20 protein-coding genes are annotated in these 18,042 nt (G+C 71.7%); 17 read left to right on the forward strand and 3 right to left on the reverse strand.

Annotation, left to right across the window (positions count from 1 at the left end):
* The first annotated feature begins 5 nt into the window (after positions 1-5).
* From AB0B98_RS28005 to AB0B98_RS28055, 11 genes are all read left to right on the forward strand, one after another.
* On the forward strand, positions 6-1,487 hold the full coding sequence (locus AB0B98_RS28005) for a 2-hydroxymuconic semialdehyde dehydrogenase (RefSeq protein WP_357366543.1): 1,482 nt from the start codon (positions 6-8) through the stop codon (positions 1,485-1,487).
* 20 nt (positions 1,488-1,507) lie between these two features.
* Complete coding sequence (locus tag AB0B98_RS28010; RefSeq protein ID WP_112584140.1) at positions 1,508-2,305, forward strand: fumarylacetoacetate hydrolase family protein; 798 nt, start codon at positions 1,508-1,510, stop codon at positions 2,303-2,305.
* Positions 2,302-3,237 carry an acetaldehyde dehydrogenase (acetylating) gene (locus AB0B98_RS28015; protein WP_238669050.1) on the forward strand — a complete coding sequence of 312 codons (936 nt, stop codon included), beginning with the start codon at positions 2,302-2,304 and terminating at the stop codon, positions 3,235-3,237. Before AB0B98_RS28010 ends, AB0B98_RS28015 begins: the two co-directional genes overlap by 4 nt.
* A complete protein-coding gene (gene dmpG, locus AB0B98_RS28020; protein ID WP_357366496.1) occupies positions 3,234-4,298 on the forward strand; it encodes a 4-hydroxy-2-oxovalerate aldolase in 1,065 nt (354 codons plus the stop codon). Before AB0B98_RS28015 ends, dmpG begins: the two co-directional genes overlap by 4 nt.
* Entirely contained in the window at positions 4,295-5,068 is a 774-nt protein-coding gene (locus AB0B98_RS28025) for a fumarylacetoacetate hydrolase family protein (RefSeq protein ID WP_357366498.1), read from the forward strand. Before dmpG ends, AB0B98_RS28025 begins: the two co-directional genes overlap by 4 nt.
* Positions 5,065-5,487 carry a RidA family protein gene (locus tag AB0B98_RS28030; RefSeq protein WP_357366500.1) on the forward strand — a complete coding sequence of 141 codons (423 nt, stop codon included), beginning with the start codon at positions 5,065-5,067 and terminating at the stop codon, positions 5,485-5,487. Before AB0B98_RS28025 ends, AB0B98_RS28030 begins: the two co-directional genes overlap by 4 nt.
* A complete protein-coding gene (locus AB0B98_RS28035; RefSeq protein WP_357366502.1) occupies positions 5,484-6,008 on the forward strand; it encodes a 3-hydroxyanthranilate 3,4-dioxygenase in 525 nt (174 codons plus the stop codon). The genes AB0B98_RS28030 and AB0B98_RS28035 overlap by 4 nt, the downstream gene beginning before the upstream one ends.
* Positions 6,008-7,009 carry an amidohydrolase family protein gene (locus AB0B98_RS28040; RefSeq protein WP_357366504.1) on the forward strand — a complete coding sequence of 334 codons (1,002 nt, stop codon included), beginning with the start codon at positions 6,008-6,010 and terminating at the stop codon, positions 7,007-7,009. Before AB0B98_RS28035 ends, AB0B98_RS28040 begins: the two co-directional genes overlap by 1 nt.
* Positions 7,010-7,211: 202 nt before the next feature.
* A complete protein-coding gene (locus tag AB0B98_RS28045; RefSeq protein ID WP_357366506.1) occupies positions 7,212-8,675 on the forward strand; it encodes an amidase in 1,464 nt (487 codons plus the stop codon).
* Positions 8,676-8,750: 75 nt separating this feature from the next.
* The gene (locus tag AB0B98_RS28050) at positions 8,751-9,047 is read left to right on the forward strand and encodes a hypothetical protein (protein WP_112584149.1); all 297 of its coding nucleotides are present in this window, start codon (positions 8,751-8,753) and stop codon (positions 9,045-9,047) included.
* A complete protein-coding gene (locus tag AB0B98_RS28055) occupies positions 9,034-9,441 on the forward strand; it encodes a DUF5130 family protein (RefSeq protein WP_124856680.1) in 408 nt (135 codons plus the stop codon). Before AB0B98_RS28050 ends, AB0B98_RS28055 begins: the two co-directional genes overlap by 14 nt.
* Before the next feature lie 165 nt (positions 9,442-9,606).
* On the opposite strand, the gene pepN is transcribed toward AB0B98_RS28055, so the two are convergent.
* Complete coding sequence (gene pepN / locus AB0B98_RS28060; protein ID WP_238669043.1) at positions 9,607-12,156, reverse strand: aminopeptidase N; 2,550 nt, start codon at positions 12,154-12,156, stop codon at positions 9,607-9,609.
* Between the two features lie 221 nt (positions 12,157-12,377).
* Here pepN and AB0B98_RS28065 point away from each other — a divergent pair, with 221 nt between their 5' ends.
* The 4 genes from AB0B98_RS28065 to AB0B98_RS28080 all read left to right on the forward strand — a co-directional run bounded on the left by AB0B98_RS28065 (position 12,378) and on the right by AB0B98_RS28080 (position 15,543).
* Complete coding sequence (locus AB0B98_RS28065) at positions 12,378-13,004, forward strand: disulfide bond formation protein DsbA (RefSeq protein ID WP_357366509.1); 627 nt, start codon at positions 12,378-12,380, stop codon at positions 13,002-13,004.
* Positions 13,005-13,186: 182 nt separating this feature from the next.
* Entirely contained in the window at positions 13,187-13,702 is a 516-nt protein-coding gene (locus tag AB0B98_RS28070) for a hypothetical protein (protein WP_357366511.1), read from the forward strand.
* Positions 13,703-13,791: 89 nt separating this feature from the next.
* Positions 13,792-14,991: a DUF1015 family protein gene (locus tag AB0B98_RS28075; protein ID WP_357366513.1), complete on the forward strand. Its 1,200-nt coding sequence runs from the start codon at positions 13,792-13,794 to the stop codon at positions 14,989-14,991.
* Between the two features lie 84 nt (positions 14,992-15,075).
* Positions 15,076-15,543, forward strand: a complete 468-nt coding sequence (locus AB0B98_RS28080; RefSeq protein WP_238669040.1) for a ribose-5-phosphate isomerase — start codon at positions 15,076-15,078, stop codon at positions 15,541-15,543.
* 11 nt (positions 15,544-15,554) lie between these two features.
* On the opposite strand, the gene AB0B98_RS28085 is transcribed toward AB0B98_RS28080, so the two are convergent.
* Positions 15,555-15,896 carry a hypothetical protein gene (locus tag AB0B98_RS28085; RefSeq protein ID WP_357366515.1) on the reverse strand — a complete coding sequence of 114 codons (342 nt, stop codon included), beginning with the start codon at positions 15,894-15,896 and terminating at the stop codon, positions 15,555-15,557.
* Positions 15,897-16,035: 139 nt separating this feature from the next.
* Between AB0B98_RS28085 and AB0B98_RS28090 the strand changes: the two genes are divergently transcribed.
* Complete coding sequence (locus AB0B98_RS28090) at positions 16,036-16,581, forward strand: hypothetical protein (RefSeq protein ID WP_357366516.1); 546 nt, start codon at positions 16,036-16,038, stop codon at positions 16,579-16,581.
* A 175-nt stretch (positions 16,582-16,756) separates the two neighbouring features.
* Here the strand turns inward: AB0B98_RS28090 and AB0B98_RS28095 are convergent, their stop codons facing one another.
* Positions 16,757-17,521: a class I SAM-dependent methyltransferase gene (locus AB0B98_RS28095; protein WP_238669036.1), complete on the reverse strand. Its 765-nt coding sequence runs from the start codon at positions 17,519-17,521 to the stop codon at positions 16,757-16,759.
* A gap of 130 nt (positions 17,522-17,651) precedes the next feature.
* Here AB0B98_RS28095 and AB0B98_RS28100 point away from each other — a divergent pair, with 130 nt between their 5' ends.
* Positions 17,652-18,023 carry a CU044_2847 family protein gene (locus tag AB0B98_RS28100; protein ID WP_238669035.1) on the forward strand — a complete coding sequence of 124 codons (372 nt, stop codon included), beginning with the start codon at positions 17,652-17,654 and terminating at the stop codon, positions 18,021-18,023.
* Positions 18,024-18,042: the final 19 nt, after the last annotated feature.

An 18,042-nucleotide genomic window follows, 5' to 3' on the forward strand; every position in this document is an offset into this window, starting at 1 on the left:
GACTGATGGCCGGCCACGCGCCGAGTGGCCCGCAGCGGTTGCGTAACTTCGTCGGCGGCGAGTTCGTCGACGGCGGGGACACGTTCGCCAAGGCCAGCCCGGTCACCGGGGAGCAGGTCTTCGAGGTGGACGAGGCATCGCAGTCCACTGTGGATGACGCGGTGGCCGCCGCCCGGGCGGCGCTGCGGGGGCCGTGGGGCCGGATGGGGGAGCGCGAGCGCGCCGAGGTGCTGCGCCGCGTCGCCGACGAGCTGGAGCGCCGCTTCGACGACCTGGTCACCGCCGAGGTCGCCGACACCGGCAAGTCCATCGCCCAGGCCCGCACCCTGGACATCCCGCGCGGCGCGGCGAACTTCCGCGCGTTCGCGGAGATCGTGGCGACCGCCCCCACCGAGTCGTTCACGACTGTCACCCCGACCGGCGGCCGGGCACTCAACTACGCGCTGCGCAAGCCGGTCGGCGTGGTCGCGGTCATCGTGCCGTGGAACCTGCCGCTGCTGCTGCTCACCTGGAAGGTGGCTCCGGCGCTGGCCTGCGGCAACACCGTCGTGGTCAAGCCCAGCGAGGAGACTCCCGCCTCGGCGACGGTGCTCGCCGAGGTGATGGCCGCCGCTGGCGTGCCGGCCGGGGTGTTCAACCTGGTGCACGGCTTCGGGCCGGACTCGGCGGGCGAGTTCCTCACCCGTCACCCGGGCGTCGACGCGATCACCTTCACCGGCGAGTCGGCCACCGGCGGCGCGATCATGCGGGCCGCCGCCGACGGGGTGAAGGCGGTGAGCTTCGAACTCGGCGGCAAGAACGCCGGCCTGGTCTTCGCCGACGCCGACTTGGACGCCGCGGTGGCCGGCTCGGTGCGGTCCAGCTTCACAAACGGCGGGCAGGTGTGCCTCTGCACCGAGCGCATCTACGTGCAGCGTCCGGTCTTCGAGGAGTTCACCGCCCGGCTGGCGAAGCGGGCCGGCGAGCTGGCGTACGGCTGGCCGACCGACGAGGCCACCGCCACCATGCCGCTGATCTCCCACCAGCACCGGGCGAAGGTGCTCGGCGCGTACGAGCTGGCCCGCTCGGAGGGCGCCGAGGTGCTCACCGGCGGCGGCACGCCCACCTTCGGCGACACCCGCGACGGCGGGTCGTACGTGCAGCCGACGGTCCTCACCGGGCTCGGCCCGGACGCGCGCACCAATCGGGAGGAGATCTTCGGCCCGGTGGTGCACATCGCGCCCTTCGACACCGAGGACGAGGCGTACGCCCTCGCCAACGGCACCGAGTACGGCTTGGCGGCGACCGTGTGGACCCGGGACGTGGGCGTCGCGCACCGGGCCGGCGCTCGGCTCGACGCCGGCATCGTCTGGGTCAACACGTGGTTCCTGCGTGACCTGCGGACCCCGTTCGGCGGGGTGAAGGCGTCCGGGATCGGTCGCGAGGGCGGCGTGCACTCGCTGAACTTCTACTCCGAACTCACTAACGTCTGCGTGGACCTGTCGTGAGCCGTAGCGAGGGAGCGGGCATGGAAGCTGACATCGAGGCAGCCAACCGGGAGTTGGCCGATGCCCGCAGCACCGGTAAGCCGTGCGCGCCGCTTCGGGGCCGGCTGTTGCCGGAGGGCGATGTCGAGGCCGCGTACCGGGTGCAGCAACTCCAGGCGCGGGCCTGGCAGGGCCGCGGCGAACGCCGGGTCGGCGCAAAGATCGGGTTGACCTCCCGGGCCGTGCAGGAGACCTTCGGGGTGTTCCAACCGGACTTCGGCATGCTGACCGACGCCATGGCGGTGGGTGACGGGGTCGAGGTGCCCATCGACCGGCTGCTCCAGCCCCGCGTGGAGGCGGAGATCGCCTTCGTGCTCGACAAGGATCTCCCGAACCCGCAGCTCACCACCGTCGACCTGATCCGCGCTGTCGACCACGTGCTGCCGGCGATCGAGATCGTCGACTCTCGGATCGCCGCCTGGGACATTTCCATAGTGGACACCGTCGCCGACAACGCCTCCAGCGGGCTCTTCGTGCTCGGCACCACGCCGCGCCGGCTCGCCGACGTGGACCTGCGGCTGTGCGGGATGGTGCTGGAGCACGCCGGCGAGCCGGTCTCGGTGGGCGCGGGCGCCGCCTGCCTGGGCAACCCGCTGCACGCCCTGCAGTGGTTGGCCGGCACCCTCGCCCGTGCCGGTGACCCGCTGCGCGCCGGGGACGTGGTGCTCTCCGGGGCGCTCGGTCCGATGGTGCCGGTCACCCCGGGTGCCGCGTACGAGGCCCGGATCTCCGGTCTTGGTTCGGTACGGACATCCTTCAGCGACAGGGGCGGTCAGTGACCACTAACGTGGCGGTGCTCGGTTCCGGCAACATCGGCACCGACCTGATGATCAAGGTGTTGCGACTCAGTGACAGCCTGCGCATGGTGGCGATGGCCGGCATCGACCCGGCCTCCGACGGCCTGGCGCGCGCTCGCCGGCTCGGCGTCGCCACCACCGCCGAAGGAGTGGACGGGCTCGTCGCGATGCCCGAGTTCGCCGACGTCGAGCTGGTGTTCGACGCCACCTCCGCCGGCGCGCACCGACGCCACGACGAGGTGCTGCGCGCCCTCGGCCGCACTGTGGTCGACCTGACCCCTGCCGCGCTCGGCCCGTACGTGGTGCCGCCGGTCAACCTCGACGAGCACCTGCACCAGCCCAACGTCAACATGGTGACCTGTGGCGGGCAGGCGACAGTGCCGATCGTCGCCGCAGTTCGCCGGGTGACCCCGGTGGCGTACGGGGAGATCGTCGCCTCGATCGCGTCGAAGTCCGCCGGGCCGGGCACCCGGGCCAACATCGACGAGTTCACCGAGACCACGGCCCGCGCCATCGAGGTGGTGGGCGGGGCCGAACGGGGCAAGGCGATCATCGTGTTGAACCCGGCGGACCCGCCGCTGCTGATGCGGGACACCGTCTACTGCCTCTGCCCGGACGCCGACGCCGACACCGACGCCATCGCCGCCTCGGTAGCCGAGATGGTGGCGGCGGTGCAGGAGTACGTCCCCGGCTACCGGCTCAAGCAGGACGTGCAGTTCGACCGGGTCGAGGCGTACCTGCCGACGCTCGGGCGGCGGCTCGTCGCCCTTCAGGTGTCGGTCTTCCTGGAGGTCTCCGGCGCCGGGCACTACCTGCCCGCGTACGCCGGGAACCTGGACATCATGACCTCCGCCGCGCTGCGCACCGCGGAGCGGCTGGTCGCCCTGCGTTCTTCGGAGGTGGCCGCGCCATGACCGACCTGTATATCCAGGACGTGACGCTGCGCGACGGCATGCACGCCATCGCCCACCAGTACACAGTCGACCAGGTACGCACCATCGCCGCCGCCCTGGACGCCGCCGGGGTGGCCGCCATCGAGGTGGCGCACGGCGACGGCCTCGCCGGCTCCAGCGTCAACTACGGCCACGGCGCGGCCAGCGACGCGGAGTGGATCTCCGCGGCGGCCGAGGTGCTGACCACGGCGAAGCTGACCACCCTGCTGCTTCCGGGCATCGGCACGATCGCCGACCTGAAGGCCGCCAAGGCGCTCGGGGTGACAAGCGTCCGGATCGCCACCCACTGCACGGAGGCGGACATCTCCGCCCAGCACATCTCCTGGGCCCGGGAGAACGGCATGGACGTGGCCGGGTTCCTGATGATGTCGCACATGAACGATGCGGCCGGGCTGGCCGGGCAGGCCAAGCTCATGGAGTCGTACGGGGCGCACTGCGTCTACGTCACCGACTCCGGCGGTCGGCTGCTGATGTCCGACGTGGCGCAGCGGGTCGACGCGTACCGGCAGGTCCTCGCCCCGGAGACGCAGATCGGCATCCACGCGCACCACAACCTGTCGCTCGGGGTGGCCAACAGCGTGCTCGCCGTCGAGCACGGCCGGGTCACCGGGTCCGCGCCGGTCGGCCCCGACGTGGTGCACGGCCGGACGGTCCGCGTCGACGCCTCCCTTGCCGGCATGGGCGCGGGCGCCGGCAACGCCCCGCTCGAGGTCTTCGTCGCGGTGGCCGAGTTGCACGGCTGGAAGCACGGCTGCGACGTGTTCGCGCTGATGGACGCCGCCGACGACATCGTCCGCCCGTTGCAGGACCGGCCGGTCCAGGTGGACCGGGAGACGCTCTCCCTCGGGTACGCCGGGGTCTACTCCAGCTTCCTGCGGCACGCCGAGCGGGCGTCGGCGAAGTACGGCGTGGACGTCCGGTCGATCCTGGTCGAGCTGGGCCGTCGCCGGATGGTCGGCGGCCAGGAGGACATGATCGTGGACGTGGCACTCGACCTGGCCGACAAGGAGCAGCAGTCATGATCGGCGTGGACATCGTTGGGATCGCCGAGAAGTTGGGCACGGCGGCCGACACGGCCACCGCGATCCCGCAACTCGCCGCCGAGACGGGCCTCGACGTGGACACCGCGTACGCCGTGCAGGCCGCGCTGCTGCAACGCCGGCTCAACGCCGGTGAGCGGTTGGTCGGGCTGAAGATGGGGCTGACCAGCAGGGCGAAGATGGCCCAGGTCGGCGTGGACGAGGTGATCTGGGGGCGGCTCACCAACGCGATGCGGGTGCCCGACGGCGGCACCGTGGATCCGGCCGCTTACATCCATCCCCGGGTCGAGCCGGAGGTGGCGTTCCTGCTGGACCGGCTGCCCGAGCCGGGCGAGCCGGTCGGCGACTTCGCCACTGCGGTCCGCGCTGTCGCCCCGGCCATCGAGTTGATCGACTCCCGGTACGCGGACTTCCGGTTCTCGTTGCCGGACGTGGTCGCGGACAACACCTCGGCCGCCGCCTTCGTGATCGGGCCGTGGTCGCCGGTGCCGGCGGGGCTGGACAACCTGGGCGTGCTGCTGGAGGTCGACGGGCGGGTGGCGCAGGTCGGCTCGACGGCGGCGATCCTCGGTGATCCGCGCCGGGCGCTCGACGAGGGCATCCGGCTGGCGGGCCGGCACGGTGTGCGGCTGGAGTCCGGCTGGGTCTTCCTGGCCGGTGCCGCCACCGCCGCTGTGCCGCTGCGTCCCGGCGCGCACGTGCGCGCCGTGGTCGAGAAGCTCGGCACCGCCTCGCTGCGGGCGTCGTCATGACCGCCCGGGTCGTGGCCGGGAAGGCCGTCCCGCGGGGGGCTTTTCCGCACGTCAAGGTCGCCGGTGGGTTCGTCTTCGTCTCCGGTACGTCGTCGCGGCGCCCGGACAACACCTTCGCCGGTGTCGAGGTGGACGTGTTCGGCACCACCAACCTCGACATCCGTGTGCAGACACGGGCCGTCATCGAGAACGTGCGGGATCTGCTGCGTTCGGTCGGCGCGGACCTCACCGACCTGGTGCAGGTGACCGCGTATCTGGTCAACATGAACGACTTCGGTGGTTACAACGAGGTGTGGGCCGAGTTCTTCGACGCCTCCGGGCCGACCCGTACGACGGTGGCGGTACACCAGCTGCCGCACCCGCACCTGCTGATCGAAATCCAGGCCGTGGCCCTTCTTCCCTCGGGAGGTCAGTCGTGAGTGAGATCGCCGAGCCGTTCAGCTTTCCGGGCTGGATCGCCGACAACCAGCACCTGTTGAAGCCCCCGGTGGGCAACAAGGAGATGTTCCCCGGCGGGGACGACTTCATCGTGATGGTGGTGGGTGGGCCCAACCAGCGCACCGACTTCCACGTGGACCCGTACGAGGAGTTCTTCTACCAGGTCAAGGGCAACATGCACATCAACCTGGTCACCCCGGAGGGGCCGCGCACTGTGCACGTGCGCGAGGGGCAGATGTGGATGCTGCCGCGCAACACTCCGCACTCGCCGCAGCGGCCGGAGGCCGGCTCGATCGGTGTGGTCGTCGAGCGGGTCCGCGAGGAGGGCACGCTGGAGACGTTCCAGTGGTACTGCCCGGAGTGCGGCGGCAAGGTGCACGAGGTCGAGTTGCAGGTCCGCGACATCGCCGCCGACCTGCCCCCGGTGTTCCAGGCGTTCTACGCCGACGAGGCGGCACGCACCTGCGCCAACTGCGGCACCCTGCACCCGGGCAAGGGCTGATGCCCGCAGGCGTGGTCGACGTGCACACGCACGTCGTACCGAAGGGTTGGCCGGACCTCGGCGCGGCGTGCGGTGGGTCCGGTTGGCCGTGGTTGCGGGTCGACTCCGAGCGCGCTGCCATGATCATGGTGGGGGAGACGGAGTTCCGCCCGGTCGGCGCCGAGTGCTGGGACGCGTCGCGCCGACTGGCCGACATGGACGCCGACGGCGTGGCAGTGCAGGTGGTCTCGCCCACCCCGGTCTTCTTCAGCTACGACCGCCCGGCCGACCAGGCGGTGAAGGTCGCCCGGATCTTCAACGACCTGACCCTGGAGGTCACAGCGGCCGGGGGTGACCGACTGGTGCCCTTCTGCCAGGTGCCGCTCCAGGACCCGGACGCCGCGTGTGCCGAGCTGGACCGCAGCCTCGCCGCCGGGCACGTGGGCGTGGAGATCGGCAACCACGTCGGCGACCGGGACCTGGACGACGCCGGCGTGGTCACCTTCCTTCAGCACTGTGCCGAGGTGGGCGCACCCGTCTTCGTCCACCCGTGGGACATGCCGGGCGGGCCACGACTGGACCGTTGGATGGCCCGTTGGCTCACCGGGATGCCCGCCGAGACGCACCTGTCGGTGCTGGCGATGATTCTCGGTGGTGTCTTCGACCGGGTGCCCGAGACGCTGCGGATCTGTTTCGCGCACGGCGGCGGCAGTTTCCCGTTCTGGCTCGGCCGCGCCGACAACGCCTGGCACCGCCGTGGTGACCTGGTCCGGGGCGCGTCCGCCGGCCCGCCCAGCGGCTACCTCGACCGGTTCAGCGTCGACTCGGTGGTCTTCGCGCCGCCCGCCCTGCGGCTGTTGGTCGACACCCTGGGGGAGGATCGGGTGCTGGTCGGCAGCGACTACCCGTACCCGCTGGGTGAACGGCCGGCCGGCGCTGTGGTCCACGCGGCCGACTTCCTCAGCGAGGCCCAGCGCACCAAACTCCTGTCCACAAACGCCCTGCGCTTCCTGCACGGCTGATCGCGGCGCCGCGCCCCCGGCGCGAGGAGATCTTGGACAGTTTCCGTCAGCGGTGAACGGAAACTGTCCAAGATCTGCGGCGCGACCCGGCAAGCGGGCAGCGTTCGACCCGGCAAGCGGGCAGCGGGTGTCCGCTTGGTCCGTTTCTGATCGCCAGCGCGTGTCGGCTGCGCGAAGGGCCGACTGCCGGCAGGATGACGGCATGGCCGAGCCGCACGACCTGACCGCGTTGGAGCAGGCCGCCGCGATGACCCGCGGCGAGCTGTCCAGCGTCGACCTGGTCGAGCATTCCCTGAGCCGGGTGGCGGCGCTCGGCGACACGGTGGGCGCGTTCGTCACCGTCACCCCGGATCTCGCCCGGCAGGCCGCGCGCGCCGCCGACGCGGTGCCGAACGAGGAGCGCGGCCCGCTGCACGGCGTGCCAACCGCGATCAAGGACCTGACGCTCACCGCCGGGATTCGCACCACCTTCGGTTCGGCAGCCTTCTTCGACTTCGTCCCGCCGGTCGACGCCGACGTGGTCCGGTTCATCAAGGCCGCCGGTCTGGTCAGCCTGGGCAAGACGACCACCTCCGAGCTGGGCTGTTCGCTCTACTCGGAGGGCCGGGTCGCGCCGCCGGCCCGTAACCCGTGGCAGTTGGCGTACACGGCGGGCGGGTCCAGCGGCGGCGCGGCGGCGGCGGTCGCGGCCGGGCTGGTTCCGGTCGCCCAGGGGTCCGACGGCGGTGGGTCGCTGCGCATCCCGGCGTCACTCTGCGGCCTGGTCGGCTACAAGCCCAGTCGGGGCCTCGTCTCCGGCGGGCCGGTCGGCTCCGGCGCGTTCGGCCTGCCCATCAGCGGCCCGCTCGGGCGGACGGTCACCGACGTCGCCGCACTGCTGGACGTCATTGCCGTTCCGGTCCCCGGCGAGCCCTACCTGCCGCCGCCCGCGCCGTCCGGCGGCTACCTGGCCGTCGCGCGCCGGGCCGAGCCCGGCCCGCTGCGGATCGGCCGGTTCACCACCCCGATGCTCGCCGACGAACCGGTGCATCCCGACTGCGTGGCCGCCGTGGACCGGGCCGCCGCGCTGCTCACGGCGGCCGGCCACGAGGTGGTCGAGGTGCCGCCGCCGCTCGGGCCGGCGGCGTGGCCGCTGTTCGAGATTCTCTGGTACGTGCTGGCGCTCGCCCCGGTGCCACCGCAGCGGGAGGCGGAGCTGCTGCCGTTGACCCGGCTGCTCCGGGCCCGGGGCGCCGAACTCTCCGCCGGCACCCTGTCCGCCACGCTCGGGGAGTTGCAGGCGCAGGTGCGCCTCGGTGCCCGCCGCACCGCCGGCTGCGACCTGCTCCTCTGTCCCACCCTGGCCACCCCGCAGGCACCCGTCGGCTGGTTCACCGCCGACGCGGACCCGGCCGCCGACTTCGACAGGCAACGCCGGTTCTCGCCCTACTGCGCCATCTTCAACGTCACCGGCGATCCCTCCGTCTCCCTGCCACTGGGTACCACCACCGACGGCCTGCCCGTCGGGGTGCTGCTCACCGGTCGGTACGGCGATGACGCGCGGCTTATCGCTACCGCTGCGCAACTGGAGAACTCCAGTGACGGATGGGATCGGCACCCCGCAATCTGGCGGGCCGTCGACTCCGCTAACGTGAATGGTGACGGAGTCGGGCGGTCGGCAGCGTGATCGTCCATCCGACCCGGTTGTTCACTGTCGTCCTTCTTCCGCCTGGGGGCGTTGGGATTGTCTGTTACCGAGACGTTGCTGGTCTTCGTCGGCATCCCGTTGGCCGCGGTGCTGGTCATCGCCGGCCTGTCGTACGCCGGTAGCCGTGGGGGTGCCACCGGTGGCGGCGGTGGCGCGAAGCGCTACCGGCCGGGCCGGCCCTTCGACTTCACTCCGGTCTGGTTCCTGGGCCGTCCGGAGCAGCTGGCCGACTCGGCCGGCACCGCGCTGACGGCGGGGGCGCAGGCGCCCGCGCTGACCAGCCACAAGCTTGAGCAGGCCAGCGTCGAGGCGCCGGCCGGTGGAACCGGAGGCGCAAGTGACCGTTGGTGAGAAGCAGGCCGGGTCGGAAAATCCGCCCGAGGTGCTCGACGGGCCGTTCTCGACCCGCCAGCTGCTGCGCATCGACGAGGCGTTGCGCCTGGCCGACAAGGGCACGGGTCTGGTCTTCTCGGTCTTCGTCGGTGGTCTCGACGAGCCGATCCGTGAGCACGCCCAGCGGCTGCACCGTCAGCTCGCCGAGCCCGACAAGTCGGTGCTGATCGCCGTGTCACCCAACCAGCGTCAGCTGGAGATCATCACCGGGCGGTACGCCCGCAAGCGCATCCCTGACACGTACGCCAAGCTGGCCGCGCTCTCCATGGTCGGCGCGTTCAGCGGCGGTGACCTGGCCGGTGGCATCATCAACGGCCTCGACCAGCTCGCCAGTCACGCCGGCAAGGGCTGACCGACACACGACGCACGGGCATGCAGATCGTGCCCGATCCAGGAAAGAGGGGCCTCGGCTGCGGCTGAGGCCCCTCTTTCCATGTTCGAGCACGATCTTCGCCACCGACGGTCCGGGGCCGGCGCGGGCTCACACCCACGCCGGCCCCGGGCCGGACAACGCTGCTCAGGCGCTCTGGGCGTCCTTCGCGCGGGCCTTCAGCGCCCGCATCACACCGTCGCGGCCCTCGGCCACCAGCCGACGCAGCGGGGCGGGGTGCCCGTCACCGGCCAGCCACGCGTCGGTGGCCGCGACAGTGTCGTCATCCACCAGGTAGGTCGGGTACGCCAGCTGGGCGAACTCCTGCGCCGGCTCGCTGTCCCGGGTGGCCCACACCTGCCCGATCGCCGCGAAGTACCGCTCCCGGTACGGCGTGACCAGCTCCACCTGCGCCGGGTGGGCGAAGCCCTGCAACAGCGCCCGGTGCCGCCAGTTGGGCAGCGCGTCCGGCCCGGTGAGCAGGGCCCACACGGCGGCCTTGTTCTCGGCCGTCGGCACCAACGCGTGCGCGTACGCGGCTTCCCGCTCGCCGCTGGCGGTGCGGTCGCTGCTCAGCTCCGCCTCGATCTCGGCGGCCCCGGCGGCGCCGTTGGCCACCAGCGCGGCCAGGACCGACCAGCGCAGCTCGGTGTCGACGGTCAGCCCGGCCGGCATCCCGGTGCCGTCCAGCCAACCGCGCAGCGTGGCCAGGTCCTCCTCGGAGCGGACCGCCGAGGTGAACGCACGGGCCCAGGCCAACTGGAACCCGCTGCCGGGCTCGGCGGCAGCGAGTGCGTCGCGGGCGGTACGGGCCAGGTCAGCCCAGCCGGTCGGCGCCCACGCCGAGTCGGCGTACAGGGTGAGCGTGGTGGTCGCCTGCCGCAGGGTGGCGGTGACCAGGTTGATGTCGGTCTCCGCGGGCAGCCCGCTCAGCGTCAGCGCCACGTAGTCGCGGGCGGACAGTTCGGCGTCGCGGGTCATGTCCCACGCGGCGGTCCAGCAGAGCGCGCGGGCCAGCGACGAGTCGAAGCCCCCGATGTGCTGCACCACCGTCGCCATCGAGCGCTCGTCGAGGCGCAGCTTGGTGTAGCTGAGGTCGTCGTCGTTGAGCAGCAGCACGTCGGCCGCCCGGACGCCACGCAGCGGGGCGAGATCCGTGTGCTCGCCGGTCACGTCCACCTCGTACCGCTCCCGTCGGACCAGCCGCCCGTCGGTCAGGTCGTACAGGCCCACGCCGATCCGGTGGGTCCGCAGCGTCGGGTACGCCGCCGGGGCCTCCTGCCGCACCAGCACCTGCTCGTACGTGCCGTCGGCCCCGATGGTCACCTCCGGACGCAGCGTGTTGACCTGCGCGGTCTCCAGCCACTGCGCGGCGAACTTGCGCAGTTCCCGACCGGATGCGGCCTCCAGCTCGGTGAGCAGGTCGTCGAAGGTGGCGTTGCCCCAGGCGTGCTTGCCGAAGTAGGCCCGCAGCCCGGCCACGAACGGCTCCTCACCCACGTACGCGACGAGCTGCTTGAGCACGCTCGCGCCCTTGGCGTAGGTGATGCCGTCGAAGTTGACCTCCACGGCCTCCATGTCCGGCATCTCCGTGTAGACCGGGTGGGTGGAGGAGAGCTGGTCCTGCCGGTAGCCCCAGTTCTTCCGGATGGACAGGAAGGTCGTCCACGCCTCGGTGAACCGGGTCGCGTTGGTGTTGCACCAGTGGCTGGCCCACTCGGCGAACGACTCGTTCAGCCACAGGTCGTTCCACCAGCGCATGGTGACCAGGTCACCGAACCACATGTGGGCCAGTTCGTGCAGGATCGTGTTGGCCCGCTGCTCGTACTCGAAGTCGGTGACCTGCGAGCGGAACAGGTAGTGCGACTCGGCGTGCGTCACGCAGCCGAAGTTCTCCATCGCGCCGGCGTTGAAGTCGGGCACCCAGAGCTGGTCGTACTTCGGCAGCGGGTAGCGCACGTCGAACTTCTCGTGGAAGAAGTCGAAGCCCTGCTTGGTGATCAGGAACAGCTCGTCGGAGTCCAGGTACTGGGCCATCGACGCCCGGCAGAACACCCCCAGGTCGATGCCGTCGTGCGCGTCGCGCACCTCGTGGTACGGCCCGGCGCACATCGCCGTGATGTAGGTGCTCATCCGGGGCGACTCGGTGAAGTGCAGCGTCTTGAGCGCCTCACCCGCCGGCTCCTCCCGCTGCACCGGCATGTTGGAGACCGCCCGCCAGTGCGCCGGCACTGTGACGTGCCAGGTGTAGACGCTCTTCAGGTCGGGCTGGTCGAAGCAGGCGTACACCCGCTGCGCGTCGGCCGTCTCGAACTGGCTGTAGAGGTACGTCTCGCCGTCCACCGGGTCGACCGTCCGGTGCAGACCCTGCCCGCTGCTGGAGTAACCGAAGTCGGCGTCGACCACCAGGACGTTGTCGCTGTCCAACCCGGACAGGGTCAGGCCCTTCTCCGCGGACCAGTCGGAGAGGTCGACGGGCGTGCCGTTCAGCGTCGCGGACCGCACCGACTCGGCGGCCACCTCCACGAAGGTGCTCGCGCCCGGTTCGGAGCAGCGGAACCGGACCTCGGTCGTCGACCTGAACGTGCGGCCGTCGGCCGCCAGCACGGCACTGGACAGGTCCAGACTGATGTCATACCCCGTCACGTTGAGTAGGCGTGCCCGCTCGGTCGCCTCGACCTGCGTCAGGTTGCGCACTCCCGGCACTGTTCGTCTCCATCCCACATGTCGCCGTACGCCCGGCGGCGCCCGTTCGCCTACCGCTCGTGACGGCTGGCCCGAATCGAGTCTTCCATGTACGGGCAGCCCGCGGTGGCCGAGGTCACGCTCTCATTCGGGTGCCGGTCAATGCGCTGCGGGGTGAAGATTCACCTGAGACGCCGACCTGTCGGCGCCACCCGTCGCGAAGGGATCTCACAGTGACCGAACGTGTCACCGCCGACATGTGGTTCGACCCGGCCTGCCCGTGGGCGTGGATCACCTCCCGCTGGCTGCTCGAGGTCGAGCAGATCCGGGATGTGGACATCCGCTTCCACGTGATGAGCCTGGCCGTGCTCAACGACGGCCGGGACGAGCTGCCCGAGGACTACAAGGAGTTCCTGAAGACCGCGTGGGGCCCGGTGCGGGTCTGCATCGCCGCCGAGCAGCTGCACGGCAATGATGTGCTGCGCCCGCTCTACACCGCGCTCGGCACCCGGATCCACCTCCAGAAGCAGGAGCGGGGTCCGGAGCTGTACGTGGCCGCGCTCACCGAGACCGGCCTCGACCCGGCACTGGCCGCGGCTGCCGACAGCACCGACTACGACGAGGCGCTGCGGGCCAGCCACGAGGCGGGCATGCGCCCGGTCGGGCAGGACGTCGGCACTCCGGTGGTGCACGCGCCCGGCCCGGACGGCACCCCGGTCGCGTTCTTCGGCCCGGTGATCACTCCGGCTCCGAAGGGGGAGGCCGCCGGCCGGCTCTGGGACGGCGTGCTGCTGGTCGCCGGCACGCCGGGCTTCTACGAGCTCAAGCGCACCCGCGAGCAGAGCCCGATCTTCGACTGAGCGACGACCACCGCGCCCCCGTCCGTGCCTGCCTCAGTGGCGCGGACGGGGGCGTTTCTCGTCCGATGCCGAGGTCGGCGCAGGCTCGTGGCGTCACCGGGAGGCGGGCGGCGTCGTTTCCCTCGGTGTCCGCCGCAGCGACCCGAAGGGCCGCACGCCGCAGTTCGTGGAGGCAAATCCCGATGGCCAAGCACCGTGCGTCCGGTGACGATCAGTTGACCCGGCAGGGGGTGATCGAGACTCCCGGCGCTGACTACTGGTCCGTTGACGACTCCCGCTGGCCGACGGTCCGCCCGGACCTGCCCGCCCACCTGGTGGATCTACTCGCGCCGCCCATCGTGGTGGGCGTGGCCCGGGTCCCGGTGACCTCCCGGCTCACCCCGCCCAGGGCGGTCGACCCACTGCCGTCGTCCGTCGACGCGGTGCCGACCAACGTGTCGACGCTGGTGCCGTCGGGGGCGGCGCCGGCCGAACCGGCGCCTCCGCCGCCGGCACCGGCTCCTCCGCGGCCGGTGCCGACCCCGCCGCTGAGTCCGCGGCCCGTGCCGACGCCTCCTCCCGACCGTCCCGTGCCGGGGCCGCCCGCGTCGCCCCGCCGCGCCCTGAACACCGGGCCTGTCGGGACCGGTCGGCGTGGCAACGGTGGGCCGGTGAGCGCGGGTAAGCATCGCCGGGGCGCCTCCGACCGCGCCGGCTGACCGGCCGGGCCCCACCTGTCGCTTTCATCTGGTGGACGCCCCGCGGGTCCCCGTCGGCGGCGACACCGTCGCCGGTAGCGTCAGTGGGCATGACGGTCGTGCATCCGATCACCCGGGCCTGGGTCACCACTGGCGGCACCGGCGCGCAAAACTACGACGAGTTCGCCGACGACGCGGAGATCACCGCGATCATCGGGTCGAACCCGCACAGCGCTCTCGGCATCGAGATGCCGCATCGCGCCCCGCAGAGCCTGGGCAAGTCGTTCCTCGACGCGCTGCCGGACGCGGTGGCCCGCCTCGCCGAGGCCAAGGCCGACGGCAGCTACACCCCCGCCGAGCAGGTGGTGGTCCTCTACCGGATCAGCGCGCCCGGCGAGGAGCCGGCGTACGGGCTGTTCGCGATGGTGGACACCGACCAGATCTCCACCCGGGCGGACGAGCCGGGCCTGGTCATCCGCAACGAGGACGTCTTCATCGCCAAGGTGCGCGAGCGGGTGGCACTGGCCGACGCGCTGGGCCACCTGCTCTCACCCGTACTCCTGCTCCAGACGGGGCGTGGCGACGAGCTGCACGCCGCGCTCGCGGCGGCGACCGACACGGCAGGTGCGCCCGCCGCGACGGACACCGACCAGGCGGGGCGCACGCACGCCATCTGGCTGCTCGGCCCGGGCCCGGAGCAGGCCACGCTGACGGCTCTCGCCGGTGGTGGGGACCTGGTCGTCGCGGACGGCAACCACCGCAGCCTGGCCGCCCAGACCGGAGGGCTGCCGCGCTTCCTGGCCGTTGTCACCACCCCCGCGTCGGTGGCCATCCAGCCGTACAACCGGCTGGTCAGCGAGCTGACCACCACCCCGGCCGAGCTGCTCGACCGGCTGCGGGCCGCGGGCGCCGAGGTCGAGCCGATCAACGGCCCGGTCGAGGTCCCGGCGGCCGGCGGCACCGTGCACCTCCGCCTCGACGGCCAGGGGTACGCGGTGCGCCTGCCCGCCACCGCCTCCGCCCGCCTGGAAAACCTGGACCACGCTCTGGTCGAGCGGCTGGTGCTGCGCGACGCGCTCGGTCTGGACCCGGGCGACAAGCGAATCACCTACGTCGGCGGTGACTACCCGGCGAGCTGGCTCACCGGTGAGGTCGACGCCGGCCGGGCCGAGCTGGCCATCCTGATCGCGCCGGTGACAGTGGCGGATTTCGTCGCGGTCAACCTGGCCAGGGAAAAGATGCCCCGCAAGAGCACCTGGTTCACCCCGAAGGCGCGCGGCGGGCTGGTCGTCGCCGAGCTGCCGCGTTGAGCATCATCCCCACGACCGTGTGACGAACCCGGCTCGGGGACGCCCCTGTGACGTCCCCGAGCGCGGCCTGACAGACTGCCCGGTATGCGCGTCTACCTGGGATCCGATCACGCCGGTTTCGAGTTGAAGGTGCACCTGGCCAACCACCTGGCCATGCAGGGCTACGACGTGGTCGACGTCGGCCCGCACAGCTACGACCCGGACGACGACTACCCCACGTTCTGCCTGCACACAGGCGACCAGGTGGTGGCCGACGAGACGGGCCTCGGAGTGGTCATCGGTGGCTCCGGCAACGGTGAGCAGATCGCCGCGAACAAGGTCGCCGGCGTACGCGCCGCGCTGGCCTGGAGCGTCGAGACCGCTCAGCTGGCCCGCCAGCACAACGACGCGAACGTCGTCGCCATCGGTGCCCGCCAGCACACGCTGGACGAGGCGACCGGCATCGTCGAGGCGTTCCTGAACACGCCGTTCTCCGGCAACGAGCGGCACGCTCGTCGGATCACCCAGGTCGCCGAGTACGAGCGGACCCGGAAGCTGCCCGACCTGCCCTGACAGTGCGGCGTTCAGCGCGGCGAGCGGGGCAGCTCCTCGCGGGGCACCCAGTTTCGCCGGACGACCACCACCCGGGCTTCCGCCTCGGCCAGGTCGTCGTCGGTGGGGCGGGCCGCGTCCCGGGCCCGTAGCGCGGCACTCAGTCCCACCTGGGACGAGCCGGAGCCGACCAACCCGCGCAGCCCCCGCTCGCCGTCGCGCTCGTCGCCGCCGGTGCTCCTGCGTCGCGGCGGCGGCTCGTCACCGTCGTGTACGCCCGGCGTGCTGACCGTCGGGCCGTCCGCACCCGGTCGGGCCGTCTCGGTGTCGGGGTGGTGGCGCAGCCGTCGCCGTCGTCGCTCGGGGTCACCCATCAGCCGACCGTACCCTGGCCGGGTTCGATCCGGCACCGTCGCAAGGCCGCACGCCCCGGCCGGGGTCGGCGACCGATTTGCCGGCTGGCTACCCTCGAATCAAGGCGGTGCTGTTGCCGTCGGTCAGGGGGAGGACGAGATGGCAGACCAGACGCAGCCGTGGGCGGAGCGGACCGTGGAGGTGCCACCGCAGGCCGGCGTCGGGGTGCCGCCGCAGCGTGACGGGTTCCGCCGGGGGGTCGCTCCGGTGGGTGAGCCGCGCACCCCGCGGACGGAGCCGTTCCCGGTGGTCGAGCAGGAGCCGACCGGCACCGGTTGGCCCGGTGAGCAGGTGCCCCGCCGTTCGCTCAGCTCGCGGATGGCGCAGCTGCGGCGCGGCGGTGAATGGAGCGCTGCGGCAGGCCTCTTCGCGTTCGTGTGCTGGGGGATCTGGGCGCTGTCCGGCCAGGGTGACCTGAGCGGCCCGCTGCTGGTGCTGGTGCTCAGCCTGCTGGTGGCGGCCGGCCTGTTCGCCCTGTTCCGGCTGGTCGGCCGGGTGGTGCTGGAGCGGCAGCTGGGCCGGGTCCGGCGCAGCGCCCGAGGTGCGCACCTGGCGACGGCGGTGTTCCTCGTCGGTCTCGGGGTGGCGTGGCTCCAGCAGACCGAGTGGGTCGTCTCGGCCTGGAACTGGATCTCCTCGAACTGACCGGGCGTGCACGGGTGGGCCGGTCCAGGACCGCCCACCCGTGCACCCGGTCGTCTCCCCACCAGGCAAGGTCGCTGCTTACCCCGCCGGCCGCGGTTCATCCGTGGCCGGCCGCTCCGACCGGTACCTCCTTCGTGGGGACCTGCTCTGCTCCACCGGTGGCGGCGCGTTCGCGTCAGTGCTCGGGCTTGTGCGCCCGGACCAGGATGCGCTGGGCGTGGGCCACGAACGGACCGTGGCGACGGATGTGGTCGTGCAGATCGGCGAGGCGGGCCCGGTAGCGGTCCACGGTGAAGTCCGGCACCGTCCAGATGACTTTGCGGAGGAAGTGCACCACCGCTGCCACGTCGTTGAAGGTGGTCGGCAGCGCTTCGTGCCGCAGCTCGTCGATGACCAGGCCGGCGGCTCGCGCGTCGGCGGCGGCGCGGGCCGGGCTGCGTTCGTCACCGATCTCGCGGGGACCCGTGAGGAACTGGGCCAGCTCGCGGTTCGAGCCGGGGCCGATCTGCTGGGCCAGGTACCGCCCGCCGGGAGTGAGCACCCGTGCGATCTCGTCCCACAGCACGACGTTGGGATGCCGGCTCACCACAAGGTCGAACGTCTCGTCGGGAAACGGGAACGGAGCGTCCTCGGCAACGTCGACCACCCGTACGCCGCGCGGTTCGAGCGCGCGTCGGGCCAGTTGGAGGTTGGGCGGCCAGTGTTCGGTGGCCACTGTCACCGGTGGGAATGCCGGCACCTCGGAGAGCACCTCGCCGCCGCCGGTCTGGATGTCCAGTGCGGCGCGGGCCACCCCCATTTGGGCTGCCATGAGTTTCAGATATCCCCAGGACGGCCGCTGTTCTGTCGCGCGGCCGTCGAACCAGGAGAAGTCCCAACCGTCCACGGATGCGTCGACACCTTCGCGGAGCAGATCCTGGAAGGTCGTCGTGTCCTGCATTGCGTCAGGCTGACAGGCCGCAGTGGTGATGGCAAGCAGATGTGTCAGGTGTCGGCGCACTGTGCACGCAATGACTCCTGTCAGTGATCTGACACCAATTCCGAACGATCTTTCGGCGAGAATTCGTCACGTGGCGGATCTCCTTCGTTTCGAGACTGATCAGGGCGTCCTCCTCGTCGAGGAACACGCTGGCACCGATCTGGAACGGGTCGGTCTGCTCGACCGGATCCGCCCCGCCCGGCAGACGCTGGAAATGGCACTGGCCCACATCAGGCCCGCGCTCGACGCCGCGCTGGGCGTGGTCCGCGGGGTGGCGGTGCGCCCCGATCAGGTGGAGGTCGAGATCGGCGTCACCCTCACCGCGGAGGCTGGTGCGGTCGTCGCTCGTACCAGCGCGCAGGGCCACCTCAAGGTCAAGCTGATCTGGACCTCGCCCGTCCCGGCGCTGCCGTCGCCGGGTGAGGACGGGGCCGGCGCGCAGGAGGCCGCCGCGCATGACTGACCGCAGCGTTGGTATCCGG

Origin of the sequence: Micromonospora sp. NPDC048947 (assembly GCF_040649495.1) — a bacterium.
Lineage (GTDB): Bacteria > Actinomycetota > Actinomycetes > Mycobacteriales > Micromonosporaceae > Micromonospora > Micromonospora alfalfae.